The organism is Thalassospira sp. CH_XMU1448-2 (assembly GCF_037027285.1).
GTDB lineage: Bacteria > Pseudomonadota > Alphaproteobacteria > Rhodospirillales > Thalassospiraceae > Thalassospira > Thalassospira profundimaris_C.
Genome location: NZ_JAYMEA010000002.1, coordinates 751,579 through 776,505 on the forward strand (window position 1 = coordinate 751,579; position 24,927 = coordinate 776,505).

Here is a 24,927-nt window from a genome sequence, read left to right on the forward strand (position 1 = left end):
TCCTTTTTCAATTCCACTCATGCTTTTTCAATCGCCCCGGTAATCAGGCCTGTGACTTCTTCTGGCGATGAGTCTGATGCCATCTTGTCGGCAACAAGTTCTCCGCGTCGCAAAACAACAACTTTGTCTGCAACCTCAAAGACGTCAGGCATACGATGACTGATCAGAACCACTGCAATCCCGTGATCACTCAGTTGACGGATTAGACTGAGCACCTCTGCCACCTGACGAACGGAAATTGCTGCCGTTGGTTCGTCCATAAGCACGATCTTTGCATCGCTAAGAAGTGTTCTCGCAATTGCCACGGCCTGACGTTGCCCGCCGGACATTTTATGGACCAGATCACGGGGCCGGGTTTCCGATTTCAGGCGTGCAAACAGTTCCGCTGATCTGCTGCGCATAAAGGCGTAATCGACAATCCTGAGCGGCCCGATTTTACGGGTGGGCTCCCGGCCAAGAAAAACGTTTGAAGCCGCACTCATGTTGTTGCAAATCGCAAGATCCTGATAAACGACCTCTATACCTGCTTTTTGCGCATCCCGTGGCTTGTGAAACACCATTTTCTGATCAGAGATAAATATATCGCCCGACGTTGGAGCAAAATTTCCAGCAATGACCTTAACCAGCGTAGATTTTCCAGCCCCGTTATCCCCCATAAGCCCGACCACTTCGCCCGGCTGAATGGCAAGTGATACATTATCAAGTGCCTGAATGGCGCCATAACGCTTTGATATATTCTTCAGCTCAAGCACGCTCACGATTTCCCCCTACTCTGCCCAGCAGATCAAAAGTACGGCCAGCAAACAGTTGTGCTGCTCCTGATTATTGTTTTTGCAGCAAGCCCAAAGCTCTCTCGGTATTCTTGCGATTGCGATAAGTCGCAAACTGCTGATCAGCCAATACACCAAGCAGGATTACTGTCCCCATCACGGCGAAGTTCAGTGAAGATGGAATACCGAGCAGATTTACAAGGTTCTGCAGTTCCTGCAGCAATACCGCCCCAAGAACGATGCCGATGACAGAACCTTCTCCTCCGCGAAGAGAGCATCCGCCCAACACTGCCGCGGCAATCGCATATAACTCGTAGAAGTTCCCGTGCGACGACGGCTGCACAGACTTTGTAAACATTGCGAAATAGATCGCTGCGATGGAAGCAAGGACCGCGCAAATGACATATGCCGTAATGGTGACAAACCGCGTATTAATCCCTGAAAATCGCGCGGCTTCCTCATTCTTGCCGACGGCACACAGATGCCGCCCGAAGACAGTATGATGCAATACAACCCACATGATGGCTGCAACAATCAGCATGGCAAGAAACGAGTGCGGAACACCAAAGCTGCGCCCGATGGTCAACCATTCCAGTTGCGGGTAACTTGATCCAAATGGGAAACCGGCAGTGGATTCAGCAGTATATCCACGTGCTATCCCGCGATAAATCAACAGACCGCACAGGGTGACAACAAATGGTTGGAGCTTAAATCGTGTAATCAGTATTCCATGGGCGAGCCCGATCAGAACACCCAGCCCGACCATAATAGCCACTGCAATTGGCCAGGGGACACCAAATTTCCCCACCATATCGACAAACAGAACCCCCAACAGGGCAATTACCGACCCGACAGAAAGATCAATACCACCGGTCATAATAACAAAGCCCTGCCCGATGGCGAACAATCCGAACAAACCGATCAGATTGGCGGTATTTCCAAGGTTGATTGGAGACAGGAACAACGGGTTGCGCATGTAAACAATCGCACCAACCACAATAATCAGAATGCCAAGCCCAATATCTTTTTTTTGCATTGCTCAGGCCTCTTCCAGAATTTTGCCGACAGCCAGATTAAGCACGTTGCTCTCCGAAAACTTAAGGCGGGGCAATTCCCCCGTGATAGCGCCATCTTTCATGACAAAAATTCGATCCGACACCCCGATCACTTCTTCCATGTCACTCGATATCATCATCACCCCTACTCCATGATCGGCCAATGAGCGCATCAACCCATAGATCTCGGCTTTTGCTCCAACATCGATGCCACGCGTCGGCTCATCGAAAATAATAACTTTCGGATCCATGGACAGCCACTTGGCCAGAACGACTTTCTGCTGGTTTCCACCCGACATTTCATTTGCAGCGCGGCGCACATCGCGGGTCTTGATTGCCAAAGCATCACGTTGAATTTCAGCAACTTCGATCTGTCGCTTCTGTGAAACAAGACCGCGAGATGTGAAGGCCGAAAGATTAGCCATTGTGACGTTTTCCAGCGTCGGGAAATCCAATATAAGGCCGGACCGCTTGCGATCTTCCGGAACCAAATAAAGCCCCGCAGCAATTGCATCTGCGGGGGTGTTAACCTTTACCTCCACGCCATTAACCAGGATCTCGCCATCAAGCTTTTCACCAACACCGAATATAGCTTCTGCCAAGGCTGTTCGCCCTGCACCGATCAGTCCGGCAACGCCAAGAATTTCGCCCCCCATCAGCTCGAAACTGGCTGGTCGATCCGGCTTGCTTTTGATGGACAGGTTTTTGACAGCGAGCACGGGTTCGGTCGCCGGACGCGCAGGTGGTGTGTAAAGAGCCTTAAGATCTCGCCCGATCATCATGTGGATCATGGCGTCATGCGTGAGCTCATCACGTTCAAGCACACCAACCTTGACACCATCCCGAAGCACCACTGCGCGATCTGCACATTCCTCAACTTCGCTTAGCCGATGCGATATATAGACAACGGCAATTCCTTGTGCCTTCAGGTCGGCAATCACCTTCAACAGCATGTTTGTTTCTGACAGAGTCAGGCTCGATGTTGGCTCATCCATGATGACAAGCCGCGCATTCATCGATAACGCCTTTGCAATTTCAAGCAACTGACGTTCTGCCAGTGACAATGTCGAAACAGGAGTATCTGGCCTGAAGCGTGCACCGATACGATCAAGAAGAGGCTGAGCCAATTCTTTCATCGCCTTGTGATCGGCCAGCCGAAACAACCCGCGAACTTTCTCGCGACCAAGAAATATGTTTGCGGCAACATCCATGTTATCAAAAACATTCAGTTCCTGATGCACAAAGGCGATGCCCGCCTGCTGAGATTCCTTAACATCGAACCGGTCAAATTGCTGACCATCCAGGGTAATATGTCCTGATGTCGGGGCAATCAGCCCACCCAGTATCTTCATCAAGGTCGACTTTCCAGCACCGTTCTCACCAAGAAGTCCGACCACTTCTCCTGCTTTGATCTGTAGTGAAACATCATTAAGGGCAACCACACCCGGATATACCTTGGTGACATTCTCAAGCTTCAGATCAAGCCCATGCACTGCACTCATTCCAAACGGCTCCCAATGTCCATTGACATCATCGGAAAGGTGCGAGCGGGTGCACAAAAAACCACACGCGTACCCGCTCGCTAGGCAGGGGGAAGAAATTACCCGCCTATTCTTTCCTTAACGACCGCCTCAAACTCGTCGACATTGGATTTGTCGATCACCTTGGTAGACACGATGATAAGACCATCGTTCGGAACCTTCGAAGCATCACCTTCAAGGTAATCCGCCATCAGATGCATGCCCTGATAGCCCCACTGATACGGATCCTGTACAACCGTTCCGGCAAAACTGCCCTCGCGGACCGCTCCAAGTGTCACAGGGTCCTCATCAAAGGCAATAACGGTTACCTGACCCAGTTTTCCTGCTGCCTGCAGTGCTTCATAAATTTTGGGCGGATTGTAGGAATAGAACCCGACCATGCAATTGATATCCGGGCTTGCGGCAAGGACATCATCGACATTTGAACGCGCACGGGCAAAGTCGACATCATCACCACGCACATCGACCAGCTCGATGCCACTTCCTTCAACAGCCTGACGGAAACCCGCAATACGTTCAATTGCGTTGTCAGCCCCCAGGAAACCGACAAACCCCATGCACTTGCCACCTTTGGGCATTGCCTTTACGGCAATTTCACCTGCCTGAACGCCGGCAGCAACATTCGACGAACCAAGATAGGCAATCCGGTCACTTTGTGGCGCATCGCTGTCGGTCGTGAAGAGCGGCACCTGGGCGGCAATGCGATTGAACGCATCAATAGAGTTTTTAGGATCGGCTGAAGAAATCATGATCGCGTCGGTTCCCCCCGCGACCAGATCGTCCATCAGTGCATTCTGAAGCGCCGCTGTGCCCTGCGCCGGATAGCGGAATTGAAGCTCGTACTGCGGCAGCTCCGCCTGCGCGGCTTGAACGCCTGCTTCTGCAAGTTTCCAGAAATCCGACGCTGCGTTAACCACGAATGCAAGCTGCTGTTTTTCCTGAGCCAGCGCCCCGCCAGCCAAAACCATAGACAGACCAAGCGTTGCAATTGTTGATGCAATTTTCATGTTTTTAGTCCTCCCGATTAATCACAAGCACGACTGTATTTATAAATTATCTGCGTGCTTTATAATTAATAATATAATTAATAATTATGGATCAAGCACTTTTCACCCAGCTACTGTTAAGTGAATGATTTTGATTAGACATTGACCCATTTATTCTGCTCCTCGCTGGCGAAGACTGCGTCCAGAACCCGCATGGAAGCGATGGAATCCTCTATGCCGTAGGGCAAAGCTGTTCGCCCCAGCACTGCTTGCGCAAATTTTTCGGCCTGCTCTGTATACTGGTCGCACGCGGGCAACATCTCACAGCCGGCCAGACTGCCATCAAGGCTCTCGCCCCTATCAACAATCAAAGCGGTTTCTTCATCTGCAGGTGCGTTATACGGGATCATGATTTCCGCACGTGCCTTTGTGCCGAAAACGTTCAAAGTCTGGTATGGGCATAACTGCGTCGACACAATAAATGACAATTGCCGCCCGCGCCCGAAATCAGCAACCACACTCGCCATTCGGTCGGTCTTGAATTGCGGATCGCGATCAATCAGCGCTGCCACCCGCAGAGGCTCGTCTTCGAACAGGAACCGACCGGCGGTGATTGGATAACATCCAATATCCATGATCGCGCCCCCTCCAGCTTCCGGGCTGTTTCGGATGTTCTTCCCATCATTATTGAAATAGCTAAAGGCCGCCTGGATCGCCCTCACCTCACCAAGCTCGCCGCTTCTGACCATTTCCCGCACCCGAAGCCATTGCGGGTGATAGCGCACCATGAACGCCTCTGCGACCAATACATTCTTCGGACATTCCCGAAGCCGCTCAGCATCTCGCGCGTTCAATCCAACCGGCTTCTCGCACAGCACGTGCTTACCCGCCCGCGTCGCTGCAAGTGTCCAGTCCACATGCATATGATTGGGCAGCGGATTATAAATCGCATCAATGTCCGGATCCGCGATCAACGCCTCATAGGAGGCATATGATTTTTGAATTCCAAGGTCATTTGCCGCCCTTGCAGAGCGCGCAGCACTGCGCGAGGCAATGCCCAGAACGTTTGAGGATTTTGATTTCTGAATCGCAGGAATAACTTTCTCCAGCCCGATTTGAGCCGTCGAAAGAATACCCCAGTTAATTTGTCTTTTTGTCACACCCTTAGCCCGCCTTGAGTTTGATAAAAATTGGGCCAGATCCGACCTCGGGATCCGGCCCAATTCATGGCGCTTGGAAATCAGTTATCCGCACAGAAACCAGGGCTGGACTGATTGCAAACATCAAGTCCCGTATAGAGCGGATCCTCGACCTTTTTGCCTCTGATCAATTCAATCATGACATCCGGCGCGCGATACCCCATTTCAAAGGGACGCTGACCGACCTGGGCATGACTGCGCCCGTCGCGGAACGCCTGAGTCTGCGGAGGCAGTGTATCGCCCGCAATCAGGATCAGTTCTTTGGACTTCAGCCGATCCATGACCTGATCGGTAACCTGCGCATATGCCTGCGGCGCGAACTGCGCCCAACCACCAATCAGGATAAAGGCATCAAGATCTGGATTTGCCGTAAAGGTATCGGCCATCTGCTGGTTGGCAAGATCGACCTGGTCATTGGTAAAGACCGGGCACCCGTCAACTTCAGTCCAGCCGTTATTGCCATCAAGGCGCTCCGTCCCTTTTGTCCCTGAAATCGTATCGCGGAAGCCGGCAGCACGTGCGTTAATATTGTCCGCCGCGATATTCCCCAACTGCAGACAAACCGACCCACCCTTCGGCTTTAGCGCCATTGCCTCTTCTGCCATCTTGACGCCCATGAGATAGTTATCTGTCCCCAAATAGGTCGCCCGCAAATCTCGATCTTTTTCAAGGAAATCGGCATCAATCGTCATCACCGGGACATTTGGGCTGATCTGGCGAATACGGTTCGCCATGGCCGGAGCATTTGAGGGCGAAATCGCAATTGCCGCGACCCCGCGAGTCAGAAGATCGTCCACGATCTGCACTTCACCTGCCTCATCAGCACTGGAAGCCGGTCCGGTATAAATGCACTCATATTCAGAGTTCATATTCTCCGACATCCATTTCTGACAACCCAGATTGATCTGTTCGAAAAACGGGTTATCCAAGCCCTTAACCACAATGGCCAGTGTCTTTTTGCCTTCGGCATTTGCGGCACCAACACCTGTCGCAAGAATGAACGCAGATGTGAGAGTTAGTAACATTTTATGTTTCACGTTTCGCTCTCCCTAGTTGGTCTGGCCCGGAGCTGACTACCCCGGATACCAGATTTTCCGAGGATCGTTCGGGCTTCTCACATATGACCAGGCCCGCTCGATCAACCCCTCGAAATCTACTTGTGGTCGCCACCCAAGCAGGTGGCGCGCCTTTGTGTTATCCAGCCAATTGCTATGAAACGGTGTGGCTACCTCGACCGCCTCAAGGCCACGCGTGCGCGTAAGGTAAGCCGCCACCTGCGCGTAATCGACCGGCTCATCCATGGCGATATTGAAGAGTTCCCCCATTGCATCAGGATGGTCCAAAGCCGCCATCAGTGCTGCGACCAAATCATCGACATGAACGAAATTGCGCTTAAGTGGTGCCCCGGTTTTGTCGCGCATAAGGGGCACAAAATCCCCCTGCCCAAGACGCATGGCCTTGTCAAAACTCATCAAGTCACCCCAGACTGGACCACCAAACTGATCCGCCCCAAACGAGAGCACATACTTGAAATCGTCTTTTTCCATGATCCAGGGAGCACGCAGAACAGTGCCATTCAGGCCGTACTGGATCTGATATTGCTCGATCATGACCTCTTCGAGCACCTTGGTCAGAGCATAGCACCCGCTATATGCCTTCCTTGGAGATGCCTCAGTGATTGGTTCCGGATACTCTTTGAAAATGTGCCCGACAGCACAGTCACCGCTGATCAAGATGAATTGCTTCAAAGTTGGCGACTGACGTGCCGCTTCCAAAAGCAGGAACATCCCTTTGATCGCGACATCAATGGCGAGATCCGGGCTTTCTTTCACCGCGGCCATATGAAGGACGTGAGTTACGCCATCCATTGCCTGCGCAACAGCTTCCGGGTCAGCGAGCGATCCCGCGACGATCTCCACCCTCTCGCCTTCATCAATCTTCCTGTTGTGGCAAAGCGCCACCACCTTCGCTGACGAGTAGAGTTCCTCACCAAGAAAAGTTGCCAGAAAAGCCTTGCCGACTTTTCCCGTCACACCGGTGATCAAAATCTTCATTAATTCTCCTCCCTATTGAATTAATAATATTAATTAATAATATTTAGTCAAGCAGCGTTCTGGAAGATGGTTGAGATAAGTTGAGTGGCGGATAATTAATAATTCTGCTTCCCGACCAGTCTGGCGGGTTGTTTTGAAGAAGCTGAAAAGGTATTACCAATGTCGGTCTGGAGAGTTATGAATTCGCCAAGCCATTCAATTCGCAGAACTAAACCCATCGCTTGTGCGTAATTCCGGAATATCTTACGCAATCACTGCAAAACATTGCTTGGCTAAAAGACCAGAGGCAGAACGAGTTTATGTCGCAAAAAAAACTTTATGGTGGCAAAAGCCGTCCCACGATGATGGATGTCGCAACGATGGCGGGCGTCTCGCAAGCGACGGTATCGCTGGTGCTAAATGGCAGCCCTGCCAAACTGACCGAAGCGACACGGCAACGCGTCATAGATTCCGCCAACAAACTCGGCTACCAACTGGTGCGGCGTGAAAGCCAGGTACCACCAAACAGCAAAACACGTTCGACCATTATATTTATTGCTGACGAGATCAGTACCGATCCCTGGATGGCACTTGCTTTCGAAGGAGCCCATAACAAGGCACTCGAATACGGCATAAATGTTATCCTTGCCGTAAGCCACGGGAACGCCAATATCGAGGCAAACATCGTCAACCAGATGGCGGACTCGAACGTTATCGGCATTATTTACGGGACCATTCTTACAAGACTGGTTGAGTTACCACCCGTATTGTCAAAAAAAACCACCGTTCTGGTTAATTGCTACGATAGCACCCGCACACTTCCATCGGTTTTGCCCGGGGATCTCTTGGGGGGACGGGCTGCGACTGAACGATTGATAAGTGCCGGGCGCAAACGCATAGCCATCATTAACGGCCAGAAAGGTGTTGACGCATCACGAGACCGCCTCAAAGGGTACAGGCAGGCACTCACCAGTAACGATATTCCGTTTGATCCGGCTCTTGTGCGACCGGGGAATTGGGAGCCATCGACCGGTTATTCCATGACTCACGAACTCATGGCCCTCGACAATCCACCGGATGCGATCTTCTGCGCCAATGATTTGATGGCACTGGGATGTTTTGACGCCCTGCGTGATCTTGGACTAAGCATACCTGATGATGTTGCCGTGATTGGTTTTGACGACCGCGAGATTGCGCAACACACACACCCTCCCCTTACCACGCTTATTCTCCCCCACTACGAAATGGGCGAAATTAGTGCTGAATTGCTTATAGATAGCGTGGGAGGTCTGCTGGCCACTCCCAACCAGATCAAGGTCGAATGCCTGCTGGTCGAACGTGATTCCGTAGAGAAACCGTCAAAGGACGCATAGCCTTCACCCGCTCAACAGTCAGTCGGCCGTCTGATCAGGCCAACGGAGCGCAGACCGGCTGTTGAGCAGAATGGCAGTTGACATGAATTGCGTAGACGCTCGTCGTTGCTGTTATCAGCAACTCGTTCCCGCGCGCGCCACCAAAGGTCAAATTCGAGACAGTTTCAGGAACCAGTATCTTGCCAAGCAAGGTTCCAGCAGAATCAAAACAGTGCACCCCATCCTTGGCCGAGCACCAGACATTGCCATAGCAATCGACTCTCAGTCCGTCAGGCAAACCTTTATCGATCTGGGCAAAATCACGGCCGTTCTCAAGCCTTTCTCCGTCAACCACGTCATAAACACGGATGACGGGAAGAACCTTGTCATCATGGCTGCTTCCTGATTCTGCGATATAAAGCAGGTTTTCATCATTGGAAAATGCAAGTCCGTTCGGCTGGGTGAAGCTCCACGTCACGCTCGTGACAATTCCGGTTTCAGGGTCAAGACGGAACACATTGTTATATTCTTGATCTGGTACCGCTTTGTAACCCTCGTAATTCGATAAAATTCCGTAGGTGGGATCAGTAAACCAGATCGATCCGTCAGTCTTGACGATGACATCATTTGGCGAGTTAAGACGACTGCCTTGAAATTCATCCGCAAGCGTCGTGATTGTGCCGTTATGTTCCGTGCGGGTAACCGATCTTGTGCCGTGCTGACATGTGATCAACCGACCGTTCATATCGACAGTATTACCGTTGGCAAACTCAGATTGGGTGCGAAAGACGTTCACTGAACCGTCACACATCCAGCGAAAAATCTTCTGGTTCGGAATATCCGAAAACAAAAGGCATTGATGAGCTGGAAACCATACCGGCCCCTCCGTCCACAAATGCCCGCCGGAAATTTTCCTCAGCCGAACATTCGCCAGTATCAGATCACGAAACCGACAGTCCAGAATCTGATATGGTTCGAACATACCGGATGCATCTTCAAGTTTATCTGCGGCACAGTAAGCCAAGTGATAATCCTTTACCAAATTCAGGTTGTGACAAAAAGATTCGGTGGCGACAAGCACCACCGATACCTTCAGCGCACCAGCTGTTGCCGCCCATAAATCAACAACATTCCAATGATTACAACTCCGAACACCACCTGTCGGAAGGTGTCAGCAGGAATATCGACGCCAAGCTGGGCAAAATATCTCTGCGGCTGAACCACAGACAGCATTGACTGCAAGATTGTGATCAAGATGACGCCTGCGATCGTTCCAACATACTTGCCTCGACCGCCCAGAACATTAGTCCCGCCCAGAACGATTGCCGCAATTGTTGGCAACAGGTAGGGATCCCCCATTGCCTGATAGGAACGGTTTGCCCATCCGGCCAGCAAAACGCCCGTCATGGCGGCACATGCACCCGAGAAGACAAAGCAGGCCAGGATAACCTTGCGCGTATCCACGCCGCTCAGGAACACCGAACGCTCCTGATTCCCTACCGCATAAATCCGTCGACCAAGGACTAAACGATTTAGCATGAAGATAATCGCCGCCCCAAGAATGATCCAGATAAGAAGCGGGTTCGGAATACCGGGGATGAGATGCCCGACAGCCAGTTCACGCATGAACTCGGTTGCACGATCTTGCGGAGCAAATCCGCCCGTGTGGTAAACCATAAGGCCTTGTGCGACCGCATTCATGCCAAGCGTGAAGATCATGGCCGGTGCACGCAGATATGCAACACCCAGTCCGTTGACGAGCCCGATCAAAGCTCCACACAAAACGCCAAACGGGACAGCAAGTGTAATCCCCCATTCAGGCCCCAGAAAACCGGTAGCACCAGTAGCCATCATGCCGCCGACACATATGGTCCAGGGAATGGACAGATCAATATGTCCCAACAGAATGACCAACATCACGCCACTTGCAACCACCCCGAGGAAGGACGCGGTATGCAACTGCTGAATTAAATATTTCGGTGACAGAAAGGCAGGCTCAACCATCGCCCCGATCAGAAGCAAAACAATTACACATGCAAATGCAATCACAGTTGCCCGATCAAATTGCCTTGCGATTACGACTGAAACACTCATTTTTCTGCCTTACCGATAAATATCTAGTCTGTTCTTGATTCTAAGAACGCGTAACGACCCGAGACTGACCGCAACAAGCAACACGACACCGACGAAAAGCGGCTGCAAGACCGGATTGATGTCAAACACGATCAACAGATCACCGACCGTCCGCATGACAAAGGCACCGAAAATCGAACCGACTGCGCTCCCGACACCACCAAACAGGGACGTGCCTCCGATAACGACAGCCCCGATTGAGTTAAGGGTGTACTCATTGGCAATGGACATCTTGGCCGCACCGGAATAGGTAAGTGCCGTAAGAAGAATGCCGCCAATCGCCGACAGCAGTCCGCTCAATGCATATGCCAACAGTTTGGCGCGATTAATCGGGATTCCGGACATATATGCCGCTTGCTCTGATGAGCCGATGGCGAATGTTGCTCTTCCCAATACCGATCTGCGATACGGTATCCAGATAAACACAACCACGGCCAGTAACAGCAAAACGCTATGCGGAATGGCGAAGGAAGAACGGGTCATAAAATCGGCGAGTTCAAAATTGACCGACCCGCCCGGCTGGGGACGAATGGCAAGAGCGACACCGAAATAGACAGCGCTGGTCGCCAGCGTGGCAATCAACGGCTGAAGACGACCATAAACAATAATGACACCATTTATGGCACCGCATGCCAAACCAACCAGCAGAACCCCGAAAATCCCGAACGTGGTAGCGACCGGACCGCCTACAACGATTGTTGATGCAAGGCAGTTCGATAATACAAATGTCGCCCCCACCGAAAGATCCAGTCCCCGCGTAATCACCGGCAAGGTTTGCGCCATGGCCACAAGTGCCAGCAATGCGCCCTTGTTCGCAGCTGTATTTATCATGTTTGGCGTCAGGCCCGCAGCCTGCTTCCAACCATAGACAATGAACATCGCTGTAAAGATCAACATTGCGATGAGAATACCTCTCTGGGCAGCGGATAACCGGCGAACCCAGGCGAAATGTTTTTGTCGAGAAACCAGATCTGCTGGTTCAGACCCCACATTCATAACGACATCCCTTGTTTCTTTTTCAATTCTGGCTGGGTCACAGCTTGTTCCGGCAGGTTAAGTGCAGCCGAAACCAGATTGGTTTCGTTAAGATCATCCCCAGAAAGGGTTCGAACAATCCGGCCGTCATACATGACAAGAACGCGGTCACAGCAACCAATCAGTTCGTCATAGTCCGTTGAATACAAAAGGATCGCACATCCCTCAGCTGCCAGTTTCTGCAAGAGATGATAGATTTCCTGCTTGGTGCCGACATCAATTCCACGCGTAGGATCGTTCAACAGAATGATGCGTGGCTTGGTCATAAGCCACTTCCCGATCACGACCTTTTGCTGGTTCCCCCCGGACAGCGCGCCGACCGGACCATCGATGCCATCGGCCTTGATCTTGAGAAGTTCCACCATTTCATCGATGGCCATTTCTTCTGCAGCTGTATCGACGACACCTAACCGGCTCATTTTTTCAACAGCTGCAAATGACAGGTTCTCCCGAACGGTCATCGACAACATCAGGCCTTCGTATTTGCGATCCTCTGGTACAAGCGCAATGCCTATGTCATCGGACTTCGCCATCTTTGGACTGTTCAACTTTACAGGCGCGCCGTTGACTTCAACGCCCCCGGTCGACCCGATCAGCGTTCCAAACAGGCCCAGTTGCAACTGCTTCTGCCCCTGCCCGTCCAAACCTCCAAGCCCGACAATCTCACCCGGACGCATTTCAAGGTTGATGTCTTTGAGTTCATCGTTCCAGGAAAAGTTCTCCACCTTCAGGATCGGCTCGGAAACATCAGGTCTGGTACTTTTCGCAGGATACACACTGCTATATTCGCGACCGATCATCATCTCGACAACGGCGCTATCTGATTTCGTACCATTCTTGAATGTCTCGACCTTTCTGCCGTTACGATAAACCGTACAGGTGTCAGCCAGTTCGGCGATCTCTGGCATACGGTGAGAAATGTAGATGATTGACATTCCCTCATCGCGAAGCCGGTGAAGCATCGCGTAGACCTTCTCCACATCAGCGGCTGTTAACGCAGATGTTGCCTCGTCCATGATCAGAATTTTGGGGTTTCGGGCCAATGCTTTGGCAATTTCCACCATCTGGCGTCGAGACAGGGACAGATTGCTGACGGTTTCCATCGGATCGATGTTCTCGCCACCAACGCGCGCAAGCGCCTCTTCGGCTATCTGTCGCTGGGCGCGATAGTCAATCAGGCCAAACTTATTACGTGGGGGACGGGTGATGCCGATATTGTCGGCAACAGTAAGATCGGGCAACAGCGACAATTCCTGGAATATACATGACACACCCAGGTCATTGGCTTCCTGTGGATTTGCAAAATTTACGATGTTGCCTTCAATTTCGATCTTTCCGCTATCGGGCTGCACAACACCCGAAAGAACTTTGATCAACGTCGATTTTCCCGCCCCGTTTTCACCAAGCAATGCATGGATTGATCCACGGTGCGTTTCAAAACTGACATCTTCTAGAGCACGGACACCACCATAACTTTTGGTAATGCCCGACATTGACAATAAATAAGGAGATTTGCGCTCTGACACGGCAGTGTTCCTAACCAGTATAGAATACCGTCGACCCAAACCGGGCCGACGGTAACCGGACGTTTGTTATTAGTTATTCTCGCCTGTCTGAGACGCGATTTCCTCTGCCGTGAAGCCAATATTGCAAGCTTCGAAATTGTTGCCCGCAAAGAAGCTCCCCGGAAGTTTCGGGAACATTTCGACACCTTCCTTGAAAGGCGCATAGGAGATTGATGTCGGCAGCGCAATTTCTGAGGGAACGACTTCACCCTTCAATGCCGCAATTGCTGTTTTGATCGTTACTGAGGACTGCGCAGGACCCGTGCCGCCGGACTGACAGCTCAGCCCAGCTTTATTGCAGAGCTGCCGAAACGCATTTTCGGTTTCTCCGGAAATCGGAGCTTTGAAAACGCCCGCATCCAGCATAGCCGTTGCAACACCTTGCGATCCGCCCTGCACATAAATCCCGTCAAATACACCGCCTGCGGCAATAGCATCTGCCGTAACTTTCTGGCCATCGCCGGGCGCCCAGTTCCCAACGACATCAACAACTTCGACGTCACGACCGGATTCCTTGATAACTTCAAGAAAACCCTCGTTTCGCGCGATATCCACAGGTTGCCCCGCAGGACCACGTACATGCAGGAACTTGGCAGGACCATCACCGCTTTGTTCAAGCAAAAATTCCCCGGCTGACTTGCCAAGGCCTTTTTGATCAACATTGATCGCGATCTGGTTCGGGTCATCAATAACGTTGTCAAATGACAGAACTACCACATTGGCTTCGTTGGCTTTACGAACCACTGAACCAAATGCTGCGGTATTGTTGGCATTGATGATGATTGCATCAAATCCCTGATCGATGAAGTTGTTCGCAGCCGCGATCTGAGCGGCGATATCCTCACCGACCGAAACGACCTTGAACTCTTCGATATCAGCTGCCACGTCAGGCTGCGCAGCATACGCCTTTGCGACCGCAATCATTTGAACACGCCAGTCATTGGCAATAAAGCCGTTGACCAGAGCAATCTTGTACGGGCCTTCACGTCCTGGCCACTGAAAGTATGTCGTGTTGTCCGATACCGGTGTGAAGCATGACGGATCAGCGCCAGGACCAGCAACGGTATTCGGGCCAGCAATCGCAACCTGTGCAGTCAACATCAGTGCGACAGTTGCTGTCGTCATCGAAAGTAGTTTTTTCATGGTATTCCTCCCGTTGGATGCGCTGTTCTTTATGTCTTCCTCAGCAGGTCAGCGCCCCTGCCCGCTTTGTGTAATTTTCTTGGTCAGTTAGGTGTCAAATGTCTGAATCGACGCTCCTGATCACCGATCGCAAATGAACATTTTTGTCGTCAGGCCAATTTTCATTGCGAAATCTGGTTATGAACACAGCATTCGCTTGAGCATCGGCAAGTGACTTATAGTTTTTATTTATTCCATCACCGTGGAGGGGTGAGGATGAGTTCGCGACTGCAACTCCAGCCATGAAACCATTGCGCAAGTTTCATTATCTGCTGATAAATCGTAAAGAGCACTCTCCGCACAACGCATACGGTGTCACGCATCCAAGTTGCGGGTTTCCGCAAGACAAGGCAAAAACCTGTGAATATGATTTAAGAGCTGGAGGAAACAACCATGTCGGATCTTGCTCACTACCTTCGCATATCCAATTTGCTTGCGGGCAATCTCGATATTCACTCGGCGCTAAGCTCGGTGAAAACCGAGATCGACAAGATTATCGAGTTTGACCATCTTGATGTGTGTCTTATCGACACAGACAAAAGGTGGGCGACGGCATATGAAGTTGGCGTGGAAACTGCCTGGAGCAAAATGCGGTCCCGGGTGCACAAGGCTCCGATCCGCGACATCCTTCTGGGCAAGACAGACCATCTCCTTACAGGAAATGCACTTCAGGATCCGCGTTTCATTTTCCCCGGCGCAGTAAGTGCACCCATAGTCGACCACGAATTGCGCAGTCGTGTGAGTGTCGGCATGAAGGTCCTGGGTGAAGTCGTCGGGTCTTTGAATTGTTCTTCAAATAAAGAGGACTTTTATACTCAAAGCCATGTCGAGCAGATACGCATTCTCGCAGACATGCTGGCTCCCTATTTTTATGCCCTGCGGGCTAATGAAAAGGCCAATAAAGAAGCAATAATTCGTGCCGAAATTCTTGCGCGTGAAGAAGGTCTGCGGCTGGGGGCGCTTAGCCTCACTGATGCTCTCGAAGCCGAACGCCAGCGTATTGGCATGGACTTGCACGACCAGACTTTGGCCGACTTGACACGCATCGCCAGAGATATCCGCCCCGGCCTGAGCGAAGCACAGTATCTTCGATTGCAGCAGCAGGTCCAAAACATGATTCAGGGACTGCGCGACATCATTGATACCTCAATCCCCTCAATCCTTGACTTGTTTGGATTTCACCACGCGGTTCAAACCCATCTGGAACGTGCGGTTAGCTATGACAGCACTATGCAATTCAGGGTCGACGATCATACAGACGGGGCAATTGATTCTTTGCCAGAGACAACACGGATCGCCGTTTTCCGGATTTGTCAGGAAGCAATCAATAACGCTGTCCGGCACTCCAACGCCAATCTCGTTTCAGTTTCGGTAACCGAAAACCCGGCAGGTTGTTTGAATATTCGGATTTCAGACGACGGTCGGTTCAAACCACATCCAAGAAAACCTTCCAGTGGATTGGAACATATGAAAACCCGCGCGCGCCTCATCGGTGCGAAATACGATCTTTCCACTTCACAAGGTACGCAAATTACCATTCAGTTGCATCAAACGACCGGAAAAGCAGGAGGCGTGATCCATGAAAATATTGCTGGTTGAAGATGACAAAATGCACACCGATTTTCTGATGGAGATCGTGGAAAGTACGTTGCCGGAATTTGATGAAATCCTGCTTGCTCCAAATGGCAAAGATGGCGAAACACTTGCACGTCGCCATCAGATTTCTGCAATTGTGATGGACCTGCGAATGAAGGAACACAACGGTATCGAAGCCGCCCGAACCATTTGGGCTGAACGCCCGGATACCCGAATTCTTTTCTGGTCAAACTATTCTGATGAAGCGTATTTACGCGGCATTACGCGGATCGTTCCAGATCAGGCGGCTTACGGATATGTTCTTAAAACTGCTTCACAAGACAAGATGCGCCTGGCTTTGCGCGCAGTCCTTATTGAAGCACAGATTGTTGTCGATCGCGAAATTCATCAGATACAGGCCCAACACATGCGTTCACGCAGCGCATTAACGGAATTCGAATATTTGATCTTGCTTGATCTCGCACTGGGGTTACCTGACAAGGCAATCGCAATACGCCGGAAACTCTCGCTTCGGACTGTCCAGAACCGGTTACTGTCGCTGTACGATAAACTGGATGTAGAATCCCAAGACCAAAATGACATGGGTATCGTACTCAACAAACGGACGCGCGCCGTCTCCAGTGCCATCGCGCGCAAGGTGATCAATCGCGAGGGGCTTATCACCGCGAACAAGGAACTTAGTGCATGGCTTGCACGCACATCTGTTTCTCAAGATTGAGATAGGTGGAAACCCATAGCCTCTTCAAGTCATTGACAATCACGCAACATCAACCAGTTCCCGCATATTCGAAACGCAGTTCAAACTAACGCAAGCCGTTCCAAAAACCCGCCGACATCTTTAGATCAGGATATATCCTTTAATATCAAATAGATGAAAAGATATATTAATCAGAAACTTTGACTTTCATCACCACATCCCTGCGTTGCGCATCATTGACATCGCTTGAACTTGACACTGAACACGCAACCGCCGTGACCTTGGGGCTGTGACAGCTTCACTTTGGTTTCGTGACGTGCAGCAATCTCTTTGACGATCGACAGACCAAGTCCGCACCCTTCTTCCTGCCCGGCATCATTCATCCGGTAAAACCTCTTGAAAACGTCCTTGTGGTGTTCAACAGGAATTCCCGGGCCGTTATCCTCGACCGTAAGCCGCACGACATCATCCTTGAAATCATTTTCAAGCCGCACAGTCACTGCACTGCCTTCCGGGCAATATATCAGTGCGTTATGCACAAGGTTTTTGAGAAGCTCTTCGATAAGCGTCGCATCACCCATAATGTATGTAGGCTCTGTCAGACCTTCATATCCAAGATCAATACCGCTTTCGAGTGCTGCCGGGACCTTGGTGCTGGTCACAGCGCGCGTAATTTCACAAAGATCAATTTTTTCAAACGGTCGACCAGCCAATCCTTCGGGTGCTGCGCGCGCAGATGCGAGCAACTGATTGGCAAGATGGGATGTTTGCCGCGTCGAAGACGCAATCGTTGCCATGATCTGATGCAGTTTTTCGGGTTCGCTCTCGCGCTGTCCGAGCTCGGCCTGGGTGCGAAGTGCTGCCAAAGGTGTACGCAACTGATGTGCGGCATCCGCAGTAAATCGCTGCATCGTTTTCAGACTGTTCTCCAGACGCCCGAACAGCTGGTTGATTGCCCCAACCAGATGACGCACCTCGGTCGGAACGTCATGCAAAATCGGTCGTAAATCGGTCGGCGAGCGCCGATTAAGTGCTTCTTCAAGCCGGGTCAGCGGTTTAAGGCCCTGCCCAATACCAAACCACACAATGATGGCAGCAAGCATAATCAGTACGATCTGGCGCGCAGCGGCACTGGCGAGAATATCCTCGCTAAGACTAGTTCGTGTCCCCATGGTTTCCGCAACAAGAACCTGAAAACGCGTGGCTTTTCGAACGCTTGCAACATATCGCGACAAGGCCCCGATGCGAACCTGCTCTCCATTGTAAACAGCATCATAAAATACCGGTTCTTCACGAAGTGGCAAAAGGCGTTCCGGAACCGGTGGCAGGTCTTCATAGCCGGTGATGAATTCACCCTGCCCTGTACTGACCTGATAAAAGACGCGATCTTCTGCGGCACTGGTCAGCATCTCAAGTGCGACATAGGGAACATCGACTTCGATCTTGCCGCCGATCAGGACAACACGGTCAGCAATTGCCAATGCTGAACTTAAAAGAGCTCGGTCAAAAGCCTGATTTGTCGACTTTACTGCGTTACTCCGAACTTCGAGCAACATCAGGGAACTGATCACCAAAAGAGGTATCAGCAACCATATGACAAGCCTGCGTCTGAGTGACCCGTTACGCCATTTCATGTTTTCTTCAACAAATACCCAAGGCCGCGCACTGTCTGAATTTTAACATCGGCCATTTCCACACGCTTGCGCAAACGACTGATATAAAGCTCTACCGCATTGGCGCTGATGTCATCCTCGAACCCGGCGAGCTGATCAGAAATCTGCTCCTTGCTCAGCACATGTCCGACACGTAGTAACAGAATTTCAAGGATATTCAGTTCACGACGTGGAATGTCGACATCCTCGCCTTTAATCGTTACCCGCCGGGCAACAGTGTCAAATGCCAGCTGTCCACATTTGATCTGGGTATTGTGCGTACCGGCATGACGCCGCATCAGTGCCCTGACCCGTGCTTCAAGCTCGACCAGTTCAAATGGTTTCGCCAGATAATCATCTGCACCAAGATCAAGTCCCTTGACCCGGTCTTCGATATCGCCACGTGCGGTCAGGATCAGAACAGCACTTTCAGCACCGCGATGGCGCAACCGCCTGAGAATTTCAAGCCCGTCAAGTTTCGGAAGGTTCAGATCAAGAACAACAAGACCGTATTCCTGTGTGCGCAGGATATCATCGGCTTCCTCACCATCTGCAATCACATCAACAGCATAGCCCGAATGACGCAAAGACCGTGCAATCCCGTCGGCAAGTGCTGCATGATCTTCAACGACAAGGACTCTCATTGTTTGTAATTCTCTTCCCTGTTAAACCGTTCTACGGCTTTGTTCTGCCTTGCGGCTCCCTGAACGAACCATGATATTGCAGATTACTTTGTTCATACCACAGCCACCTGTGAATGGCCGAACGTGACATAGAGTATCCAAAATGACCCTGGGCCGAACCATTATTCGTTTATGTGCCATCGTCGCGACGATGCAAGCATCTTCTGCATTGGCCGAGGTGTTTACATTTCCTCCGATGCGGACATCACAGATTTCCGACCCGGAACAATCGCTCCTGGCGCATGTTACACCATCGGCGGTCATTTATGGGTCAGCCGATATTGGCGCGTTCAGCCCGGTGATTGAGGCCTTCCAGCAAGATAATCCGTTCATTGGCGTTGAATATCATCAGCTTCAGACACTTGAAATGTATGACATGACGCTGTCCCAGCGTGCCAATAGTGAACCAAACGCCGACCTGATCATAAGTTCGTCCATGGACTTGCAAATGAAGCTCGCCAATGATGGTTACGCAATTTCCCATCAAAGCAGCGAGACTCAGGCACTTCCGCACTGGGCGCGATGGCGAAACGAGGCCTTTGCCGTCACACAGGAACCTGCTGTCATTGCCTATAACCGGGCATTTTTCCGTGAACACGATCTTGAACCGCCACGCACGCGCGATGATTTCATTGCACTCCTGACCGAACATGACGACCTGTTAAGCGAAAAGGTCACGACCTATGATATTGAGCGCAGTGGTGTCGGCTTCCTGTTTCTGGCCCGTGACGAACGATTTTTCCCTGGCATCTGGGATTTCGTTCGCGCACTGGGGCAATCGAAGGTGAAGCTTTACTCAAACACATCCCCGATGCTTGAAAAGATAGCCGATGGTCAGGTTGTTCTGGGATATAACTTGCTTGGGTCCTATGCCGAGACATTCAGCCATCGCAACCCGAATCTCGGCGTTATTCTGCCCGATGATTTCATTGTTGTTTATTCGCGTATTGCCATCATCCCGCGTGATGCCCGGAACCCGGACCTTGGCGCGCGCTTCCTTGACTTCATGTTATCCGTCAAGGGTCAGAGCATTTTGCAAAATGAAGGCAACTTCAACCCGGTCCGTTCAGATGTTCCGCAAAGCCCGTTCTCGTCACTGATCTTTGATCGCTATGGCGAACGGGTGCGCTCATTCCCGGTTGGACCCGGATTACTTGTCTATCTTGATCAGGCCAAGCGCGAACGATTTATCCGTCGCTGGCAGGATGCCTTGCTAAACCGCCGCTAAAGCACCCTGCCCACCATTCATCCTTAGTGGTTATCAAAACCGGATTTGGCAGTATCAGGGACATCCCGACGTTCCGGACCATTGTAGTTCCAGATCAGTCGGCGCGGGATCGGCCCCTTATTGCGTCCGCCCTGTTGTGTTTGCTCCCAGGCATGGGCAAGAATGCCCACCGACCGCGACAGGCAGAACAAACCGCGTGCAAGTTCCGGAGCAAAACCAAGCTCGGCATAGATCACGGCGGTCGCACCATCGATATTCATTGGAATGCGCTTTCCTTTACGCGCAAGCAATTCATCCTCGATTGCACTGGCAATTTGTCCAAACTGTCCGCTTACGTAACCGTGGCTCGATGCCTGTCTGACCAGTTCCAGCAGTCTTGGCGCACGCGGATCCACCGGATGAAAACGGTGTCCAAAGCCCGGAATATGTTTGCCGTGCTCTGCAACCTGATGATCAAGCCCCGATGCCACGGCATCACGCAACGTGGCACCGGCGCCCATGTGCTTTGAGATATCGTGATAAAGCGTCACCGCCTGCTCACCCGCACCACCGTGAACATCGCCTAACACATTAACAGCACTTGCCATCGCGTTGTTAAGGCCAACACCGCAAGTCGCCGCCATGCGTGCAATTGCAATACTGGGTGCTTGCGGCCCGTGATCAACGGCCGCAACCAGCGCTGCCTCAAGAAGCTTTGCCTGATCCGCAGTTGGCAATTCACCGCGTGTCATCAACCAGATCATGGTCGGGAAACTGATATTGCCGATCAGATCCTCAATCGGGTAACCGGCATAATGGATTTTCCCAGGTTCCATATCGATGATATCGGTCTGCCACCAGTCACTGACTTCGTTTTCAATGTCCTTTGCGGTCTTGTCATTCATAGTACGCCCTCCTTGGACAAGGTTGTGATCTCGTCAGCAGACAGGCCAAGCGACGAGAGAATATCTGTATTGTCCTGACCAAGTTCGGGGGGCGGCATATCGACTGACGGTGCAACCCCGTCCATCTTGATCCCGGTCTTCAAAATTCGGATATCACGATCCGCACCGGGAACATTTTCAAAAGCTGCCAGCATCCCGCGATCGGCAATCTGCGGAAGTGCAAGAACCTGTGGCACAGTAAGAACGGCACCGGCAGGAACACCCACTGCGTTGAATTTCTCAACCCAGTGGTCCGTTTCCTGTGTCGTCAGGACGGCTTCAAGCAGTCCGGTCAGTGTGTCACGGTGCTCCAGTCGCTCCTTACGTGATGTGAACCGCTCATCGCCGATCAGGTCCTCAAGACCAAGGACACCACACAGCGCTTCGAACTGCTCCTGTTTGTTGGCGGCGATATTGATCTGACCATCTGCTGTTTTGAACGCACCTGACGGGGATGAGGTGAAGTTATCATTACCGTTCGCGGTCGGTTCTTTGCCAGCAATGAGATAATTTGAAACCACCCACCCCATAGTCGCGATGACTGATTCCAGCATCGAAATGTCAATAAAACAGCCTTTACCATCCTTGTTGCCAAGAGCTCTTCCAGCCAAGGCCGAACTGATGGCAAATGCAGCTGTCATGCCCCCAATAGTATCGGCCATCGGATAGCCGACGCGATAGGTTCCCGTCTCCTCTGTCCCGGTGATCGTCATGATACCGGACAGGCCCTGCACGATTTGATCATAGGCCGGAAGTTTCTTCATCGGACCAGTCTGACCAAATCCGGAAATCGCACAGTAAACCAGTGCGGGGTTTACCTTTGACAGAACGTCATAGCCAAGATCGAGCCTGTCCATAACGCCGGGCCTGAAATTCTCGACAATAACGTCGGCCTTCGTGACCAATTTCTTGAGGATATCTTTGCCACGTGGATCTTTCAGGTTCAGGGTAATCGACTTCTTTCCGGCATTTTGCGCCAAGAAGGAGACGCCCATCAGCTTTTCATTCAACCCCATATCGGCACCCAGCTGTCGGGCAAGGTCACCACGCCCTGGGGCCTCGACCTTGATTACTTCTGCACCAAGATGAGCAAGCTGATGACAGCAAAACGGCCCGGCCAGCACGTTTGTCAGATCAAGCACTGTGATGCCGGACAAAGATTTTGTTCCGTTCATGGGTCTTCCTTAAATTCTGTCTGGTAGAATTATGTTCTATTATATAGAATTTATGACCCGTGCGAAATGCAAACCGGTCGCCGAACACCGCAGCAACCCAACAGCGAGATCACTTTTCATGTCAGAACAAAACGTTAGTGCCGTGGAACGGGCCCTGAAAATTCTTGATGTCTTTACGGATCAGGATCCGGATCTTTCGCTCAAAGAACTCGCTGAGCGTACCGGAATGTATAAAAGCACCCTGTCACGACTGGCAGGAACGCTGGAGTCACACGGGTTTCTGATGACCTCCGGTCGCGGACGTTATCGATTAGGCCCGGCATTGTGGCGACTGGGATCAATCTATCGAAGATCCTATCGAATGGATGATGTCGTGCGCCCGCACCTGTCGGCGCTGGTCTCCCAAAGTGGCGAAACTGCCTCATTCTATGTGCCTGAGGGCTCCAACCGCCTTTGTCTGTTTCGGGAAAATTCACCGAGCAGCTTGCGCCACCATCTTGAAGAGGGTGCAATCCTGCCCTGTGATCGTGGTGCCGCAGGGCATGTCATTCGTGCTTGGGGAAACGGTGTTGATGATCGCGCTATCGAGGTTCTTGGAGACAGGTTTGCACAAAGCGACGGGGAACGTGATCCGGATATTTCCGCGATCGCAGTCCCGGTCCTTGATCGTCAGAATCACCTTTTGGGTGTTTTGACCCTTTCTGGTCCCGGTAGTCGTTTTACATCTGAAAAACGCCTCAAGATGCTGAATTCATTGCAGTCCCATGCAGATGATTGCGGCAAGAAGTTGTCTGCCTGATCCCGGTTTTCCTTCATTTTTGCCAATATCGTATAAATCATGTGAAATTTTTTCACCGAATTATCCGCAATGACAGGTTGATGACAGGTTCGACTGTTAACGTCCTTCCACTGCCGATCCGGGGGTTTCAACGAAGCACCCGGAACAAACAAAAAGAATATCGGCAAGGGAGGACAACCTAATACCTGCATGCAGATGGCATTGTTGCATCCGCTAAGCGGGTTCCAACGTTCTTCCTTGCTGAAGTTTTGTTCCTGATGATCGGTCGACCGCCAAACGGGTGGTCTGGGAAAATGCTTTAGTGTCTGGAGGAGACCCTGATGAATAAGCTGACGATGTTCTCACGTCGCGGATTTATTGCCGCAGCAACCGCAGTTGCTGTTTCAACTGCTGCATTTGGCGCAATGGATGCCAAAGCCGCAGAAATGAAAGAAATTCACTTCGTCATTCCGGGCGGCGCTGGCGGCGGCTGGGATGGCACGGCACGTGGCACCGGCGAAGCACTGACCAAATCCGGTCTGGTTGGTACCGCATCCTACGAAAACATGTCTGGCGGCGGCGGCGGTAAAGCCATTGCATACATGATCGAGGCCGCTGATCGCCTTGACAACACCTTGATGGTCAACTCCACCCCGATCATCGTACGTTCGCTGACCGGTGTGTTTCCGCAGTCGTTCCGTGATCTGACCCCAATTGCAGCAGTCGTTGCTGAATACGCAGCGTTTGCCGTTCCGGCAGACAGCAAATTCCAGTCTTTCACCGATGTTGTCGAAGCCGTCAAAGCCGATCCGAGCTCGGTTAAATTCGGTGGCGGCTCGGTACGTGGTGGCATGGACCATATCGTAGCGGCCTATGCTGTCCAGAAAGGCGGCGGCGACGCCAAACAGGTTAAATACATTCCGTACGATGCTGGCGGCAAGGCAATTGCAGGCCTTCTGTCGGGTGAGACCGAAGTTCTGTCAACCGGCTTGGGCGAATTGCTTGAACTGGCCAAAGCAGGTCAGATCCGCATTCTTGCTGTAACGTCGAAAGAACGCGTTGAAGCTGCTCCTGACGTTCCGGCACTGGGCGAAATTGGCATTGATGCTGAATTCGTTAACTGGCGCGGGTATTTCGGTTCCCCGGCCCTGTCGGCTGAAAAAGCAGACGCTTACGCTGCCGTTCTCAAAGACGTTCAGGCCACTGAAGAATGGGAAACCGTTCGCAAACGTAACGGCTGGGAAAAAATCTACAAGCCGCGCGCCGAGTTCTCTGCCTTCATGGAAGATCAGGAAAAGGTCGTTGGCGACCTGATGCGCGATCTCGGCTTCCTGAAGTAAGCCT

Annotated in this window: 22 protein-coding genes; 6 read left to right on the plus strand and 16 right to left on the minus strand. The window is 51.5% G+C overall.

What is annotated here, in order from left to right:
- Positions 1-17: 17 nt before the first annotated feature.
- The 7 genes from WA318_RS10825 to WA318_RS10855 form a co-directional block, all read right to left on the minus strand.
- Positions 18-758, minus strand: a complete 741-nt coding sequence (locus tag WA318_RS10825; protein ID WP_114097502.1) for an ATP-binding cassette domain-containing protein — start codon at positions 756-758, stop codon at positions 18-20.
- 64 nt (positions 759-822) lie between these two features.
- Positions 823-1,806, minus strand: a complete 984-nt coding sequence (locus WA318_RS10830; RefSeq protein WP_336080960.1) for an ABC transporter permease — start codon at positions 1,804-1,806, stop codon at positions 823-825.
- A 3-nt stretch (positions 1,807-1,809) separates the two neighbouring features.
- Complete coding sequence (locus WA318_RS10835; RefSeq protein ID WP_336080962.1) at positions 1,810-3,327, minus strand: sugar ABC transporter ATP-binding protein; 1,518 nt, start codon at positions 3,325-3,327, stop codon at positions 1,810-1,812.
- Positions 3,328-3,425: 98 nt separating this feature from the next.
- Positions 3,426-4,373 (minus strand): sugar-binding protein, encoded by a 948-nt coding sequence (locus tag WA318_RS10840; RefSeq protein WP_336080964.1) that lies wholly within the window; start codon positions 4,371-4,373, stop codon positions 3,426-3,428.
- Between the two features lie 134 nt (positions 4,374-4,507).
- Positions 4,508-5,512, minus strand: coding sequence for a Gfo/Idh/MocA family protein (locus WA318_RS10845; protein ID WP_336080967.1), 1,005 nt, complete (start codon positions 5,510-5,512; stop codon positions 4,508-4,510).
- An 80-nt stretch (positions 5,513-5,592) separates the two neighbouring features.
- Entirely contained in the window at positions 5,593-6,576 is a 984-nt protein-coding gene (locus tag WA318_RS10850) for a substrate-binding domain-containing protein (protein WP_336080968.1), read from the minus strand.
- Between the two features lie 48 nt (positions 6,577-6,624).
- Entirely contained in the window at positions 6,625-7,605 is a 981-nt protein-coding gene (locus WA318_RS10855; protein ID WP_336080970.1) for an NAD-dependent epimerase/dehydratase family protein, read from the minus strand.
- Between the two features lie 299 nt (positions 7,606-7,904).
- Between WA318_RS10855 and WA318_RS10860 the strand changes: the two genes are divergently transcribed.
- A complete protein-coding gene (locus WA318_RS10860) occupies positions 7,905-8,957 on the plus strand; it encodes a LacI family DNA-binding transcriptional regulator (protein WP_220150286.1) in 1,053 nt (350 codons plus the stop codon).
- A 34-nt stretch (positions 8,958-8,991) separates the two neighbouring features.
- On the opposite strand, the gene WA318_RS10865 is transcribed toward WA318_RS10860, so the two are convergent.
- The 5 genes from WA318_RS10865 to WA318_RS10885 form a co-directional block, all read right to left on the minus strand.
- Positions 8,992-10,017, minus strand: coding sequence for an SMP-30/gluconolactonase/LRE family protein (locus tag WA318_RS10865; protein WP_336080973.1), 1,026 nt, complete (start codon positions 10,015-10,017; stop codon positions 8,992-8,994).
- A gap of 11 nt (positions 10,018-10,028) precedes the next feature.
- A complete protein-coding gene (locus WA318_RS10870) occupies positions 10,029-11,030 on the minus strand; it encodes an ABC transporter permease (RefSeq protein WP_336080975.1) in 1,002 nt (333 codons plus the stop codon).
- Between the two features lie 9 nt (positions 11,031-11,039).
- Complete coding sequence (locus tag WA318_RS10875) at positions 11,040-11,966, minus strand: ABC transporter permease (RefSeq protein ID WP_220150285.1); 927 nt, start codon at positions 11,964-11,966, stop codon at positions 11,040-11,042.
- Positions 11,967-12,061: 95 nt separating this feature from the next.
- Positions 12,062-13,630 (minus strand): sugar ABC transporter ATP-binding protein, encoded by a 1,569-nt coding sequence (locus WA318_RS10880; RefSeq protein WP_336080979.1) that lies wholly within the window; start codon positions 13,628-13,630, stop codon positions 12,062-12,064.
- Between the two features lie 69 nt (positions 13,631-13,699).
- Entirely contained in the window at positions 13,700-14,812 is a 1,113-nt protein-coding gene (locus tag WA318_RS10885) for a substrate-binding domain-containing protein (RefSeq protein ID WP_114097492.1), read from the minus strand.
- A gap of 432 nt (positions 14,813-15,244) precedes the next feature.
- Here WA318_RS10885 and WA318_RS10890 point away from each other — a divergent pair, with 432 nt between their 5' ends.
- Together WA318_RS10890 and WA318_RS10895 are read left to right on the plus strand one after the other, a co-directional pair.
- The gene (locus tag WA318_RS10890; RefSeq protein ID WP_336080982.1) at positions 15,245-16,450 is read left to right on the plus strand and encodes a sensor histidine kinase; all 1,206 of its coding nucleotides are present in this window, start codon (positions 15,245-15,247) and stop codon (positions 16,448-16,450) included.
- Positions 16,431-17,165, plus strand: a complete 735-nt coding sequence (locus WA318_RS10895) for a response regulator (RefSeq protein ID WP_114097490.1) — start codon at positions 16,431-16,433, stop codon at positions 17,163-17,165. Before WA318_RS10890 ends, WA318_RS10895 begins: the two co-directional genes overlap by 20 nt.
- Before the next feature lie 212 nt (positions 17,166-17,377).
- Here WA318_RS10895 and WA318_RS10900 read toward each other — a convergent pair whose 3' ends face one another.
- Both WA318_RS10900 and WA318_RS10905 read right to left on the minus strand, forming a co-directional pair.
- A complete protein-coding gene (locus WA318_RS10900; protein WP_114097489.1) occupies positions 17,378-18,778 on the minus strand; it encodes a sensor histidine kinase in 1,401 nt (466 codons plus the stop codon).
- Positions 18,775-19,440: a response regulator transcription factor gene (locus WA318_RS10905; RefSeq protein ID WP_114097488.1), complete on the minus strand. Its 666-nt coding sequence runs from the start codon at positions 19,438-19,440 to the stop codon at positions 18,775-18,777. The genes WA318_RS10900 and WA318_RS10905 overlap by 4 nt, the downstream gene beginning before the upstream one ends.
- 142 nt (positions 19,441-19,582) lie before the next feature.
- On the opposite strand from WA318_RS10905, the gene WA318_RS10910 reads away from it, so the two are divergent.
- The gene (locus tag WA318_RS10910; protein WP_336080987.1) at positions 19,583-20,707 is read left to right on the plus strand and encodes an ABC transporter substrate-binding protein; all 1,125 of its coding nucleotides are present in this window, start codon (positions 19,583-19,585) and stop codon (positions 20,705-20,707) included.
- Positions 20,708-20,730: 23 nt separating this feature from the next.
- Here WA318_RS10910 and WA318_RS10915 read toward each other — a convergent pair whose 3' ends face one another.
- Positions 20,731-21,591 carry a citryl-CoA lyase gene (locus tag WA318_RS10915; RefSeq protein ID WP_336080990.1) on the minus strand — a complete coding sequence of 287 codons (861 nt, stop codon included), beginning with the start codon at positions 21,589-21,591 and terminating at the stop codon, positions 20,731-20,733.
- Positions 21,588-22,805: a CaiB/BaiF CoA transferase family protein gene (locus tag WA318_RS10920; protein ID WP_336080992.1), complete on the minus strand. Its 1,218-nt coding sequence runs from the start codon at positions 22,803-22,805 to the stop codon at positions 21,588-21,590. Before WA318_RS10920 ends, WA318_RS10915 begins: the two co-directional genes overlap by 4 nt.
- A 118-nt stretch (positions 22,806-22,923) precedes the next feature.
- On the opposite strand from WA318_RS10920, the gene WA318_RS10925 reads away from it, so the two are divergent.
- Together WA318_RS10925 and WA318_RS10930 are read left to right on the plus strand one after the other, a co-directional pair.
- Entirely contained in the window at positions 22,924-23,604 is a 681-nt protein-coding gene (locus WA318_RS10925; RefSeq protein WP_336080994.1) for an IclR family transcriptional regulator, read from the plus strand.
- 320 nt (positions 23,605-23,924) lie between these two features.
- Positions 23,925-24,923: a tripartite tricarboxylate transporter substrate binding protein gene (locus tag WA318_RS10930; RefSeq protein ID WP_336080997.1), complete on the plus strand. Its 999-nt coding sequence runs from the start codon at positions 23,925-23,927 to the stop codon at positions 24,921-24,923.
- The last annotated feature ends 4 nt before the right edge of the window (positions 24,924-24,927 follow it).

Coding starts and splice junctions, on each gene's coding strand:
- WA318_RS10930 (WP_336080997.1), top strand. CDS start 23,925: ATGAATAAGCTGACGATGTTCTCACGTCGCGGATTTATTGCCGCAGCA.
- WA318_RS10835 (WP_336080962.1), bottom strand. CDS start 3,327: ATGAGTGCAGTGCATGGGCTTGATCTGAAGCTTGAGAATGTCACCAAG.
- WA318_RS10840 (WP_336080964.1), bottom strand. CDS start 4,373: ATGAAAATTGCATCAACAATTGCAACGCTTGGTCTGTCTATGGTTTTG.
- WA318_RS10885 (WP_114097492.1), bottom strand. CDS start 14,812: ATGAAAAAACTACTTTCGATGACGACAGCAACTGTCGCACTGATGTTG.
- WA318_RS10860 (WP_220150286.1), top strand. CDS start 7,905: ATGTCGCAAAAAAAACTTTATGGTGGCAAAAGCCGTCCCACGATGATG.
- WA318_RS10900 (WP_114097489.1), bottom strand. CDS start 18,778: ATGAAATGGCGTAACGGGTCACTCAGACGCAGGCTTGTCATATGGTTG.
- WA318_RS10895 (WP_114097490.1), top strand. CDS start 16,431: ATGAAAATATTGCTGGTTGAAGATGACAAAATGCACACCGATTTTCTG.
- WA318_RS10870 (WP_336080975.1), bottom strand. CDS start 11,030: ATGAGTGTTTCAGTCGTAATCGCAAGGCAATTTGATCGGGCAACTGTG.
- WA318_RS10920 (WP_336080992.1), bottom strand. CDS start 22,805: ATGAACGGAACAAAATCTTTGTCCGGCATCACAGTGCTTGATCTGACA.
- WA318_RS10905 (WP_114097488.1), bottom strand. CDS start 19,440: ATGAGAGTCCTTGTCGTTGAAGATCATGCAGCACTTGCCGACGGGATT.
- WA318_RS10830 (WP_336080960.1), bottom strand. CDS start 1,806: ATGCAAAAAAAAGATATTGGGCTTGGCATTCTGATTATTGTGGTTGGT.
- WA318_RS10925 (WP_336080994.1), top strand. CDS start 22,924: ATGTCAGAACAAAACGTTAGTGCCGTGGAACGGGCCCTGAAAATTCTT.
- WA318_RS10910 (WP_336080987.1), top strand. CDS start 19,583: ATGACCCTGGGCCGAACCATTATTCGTTTATGTGCCATCGTCGCGACG.
- WA318_RS10850 (WP_336080968.1), bottom strand. CDS start 6,576: ATGTTACTAACTCTCACATCTGCGTTCATTCTTGCGACAGGTGTTGGT.
- WA318_RS10890 (WP_336080982.1), top strand. CDS start 15,245: ATGTCGGATCTTGCTCACTACCTTCGCATATCCAATTTGCTTGCGGGC.
- WA318_RS10915 (WP_336080990.1), bottom strand. CDS start 21,591: ATGAATGACAAGACCGCAAAGGACATTGAAAACGAAGTCAGTGACTGG.
- WA318_RS10875 (WP_220150285.1), bottom strand. CDS start 11,966: ATGTTGATCTTTACAGCGATGTTCATTGTCTATGGTTGGAAGCAGGCT.
- WA318_RS10855 (WP_336080970.1), bottom strand. CDS start 7,605: ATGAAGATTTTGATCACCGGTGTGACGGGAAAAGTCGGCAAGGCTTTT.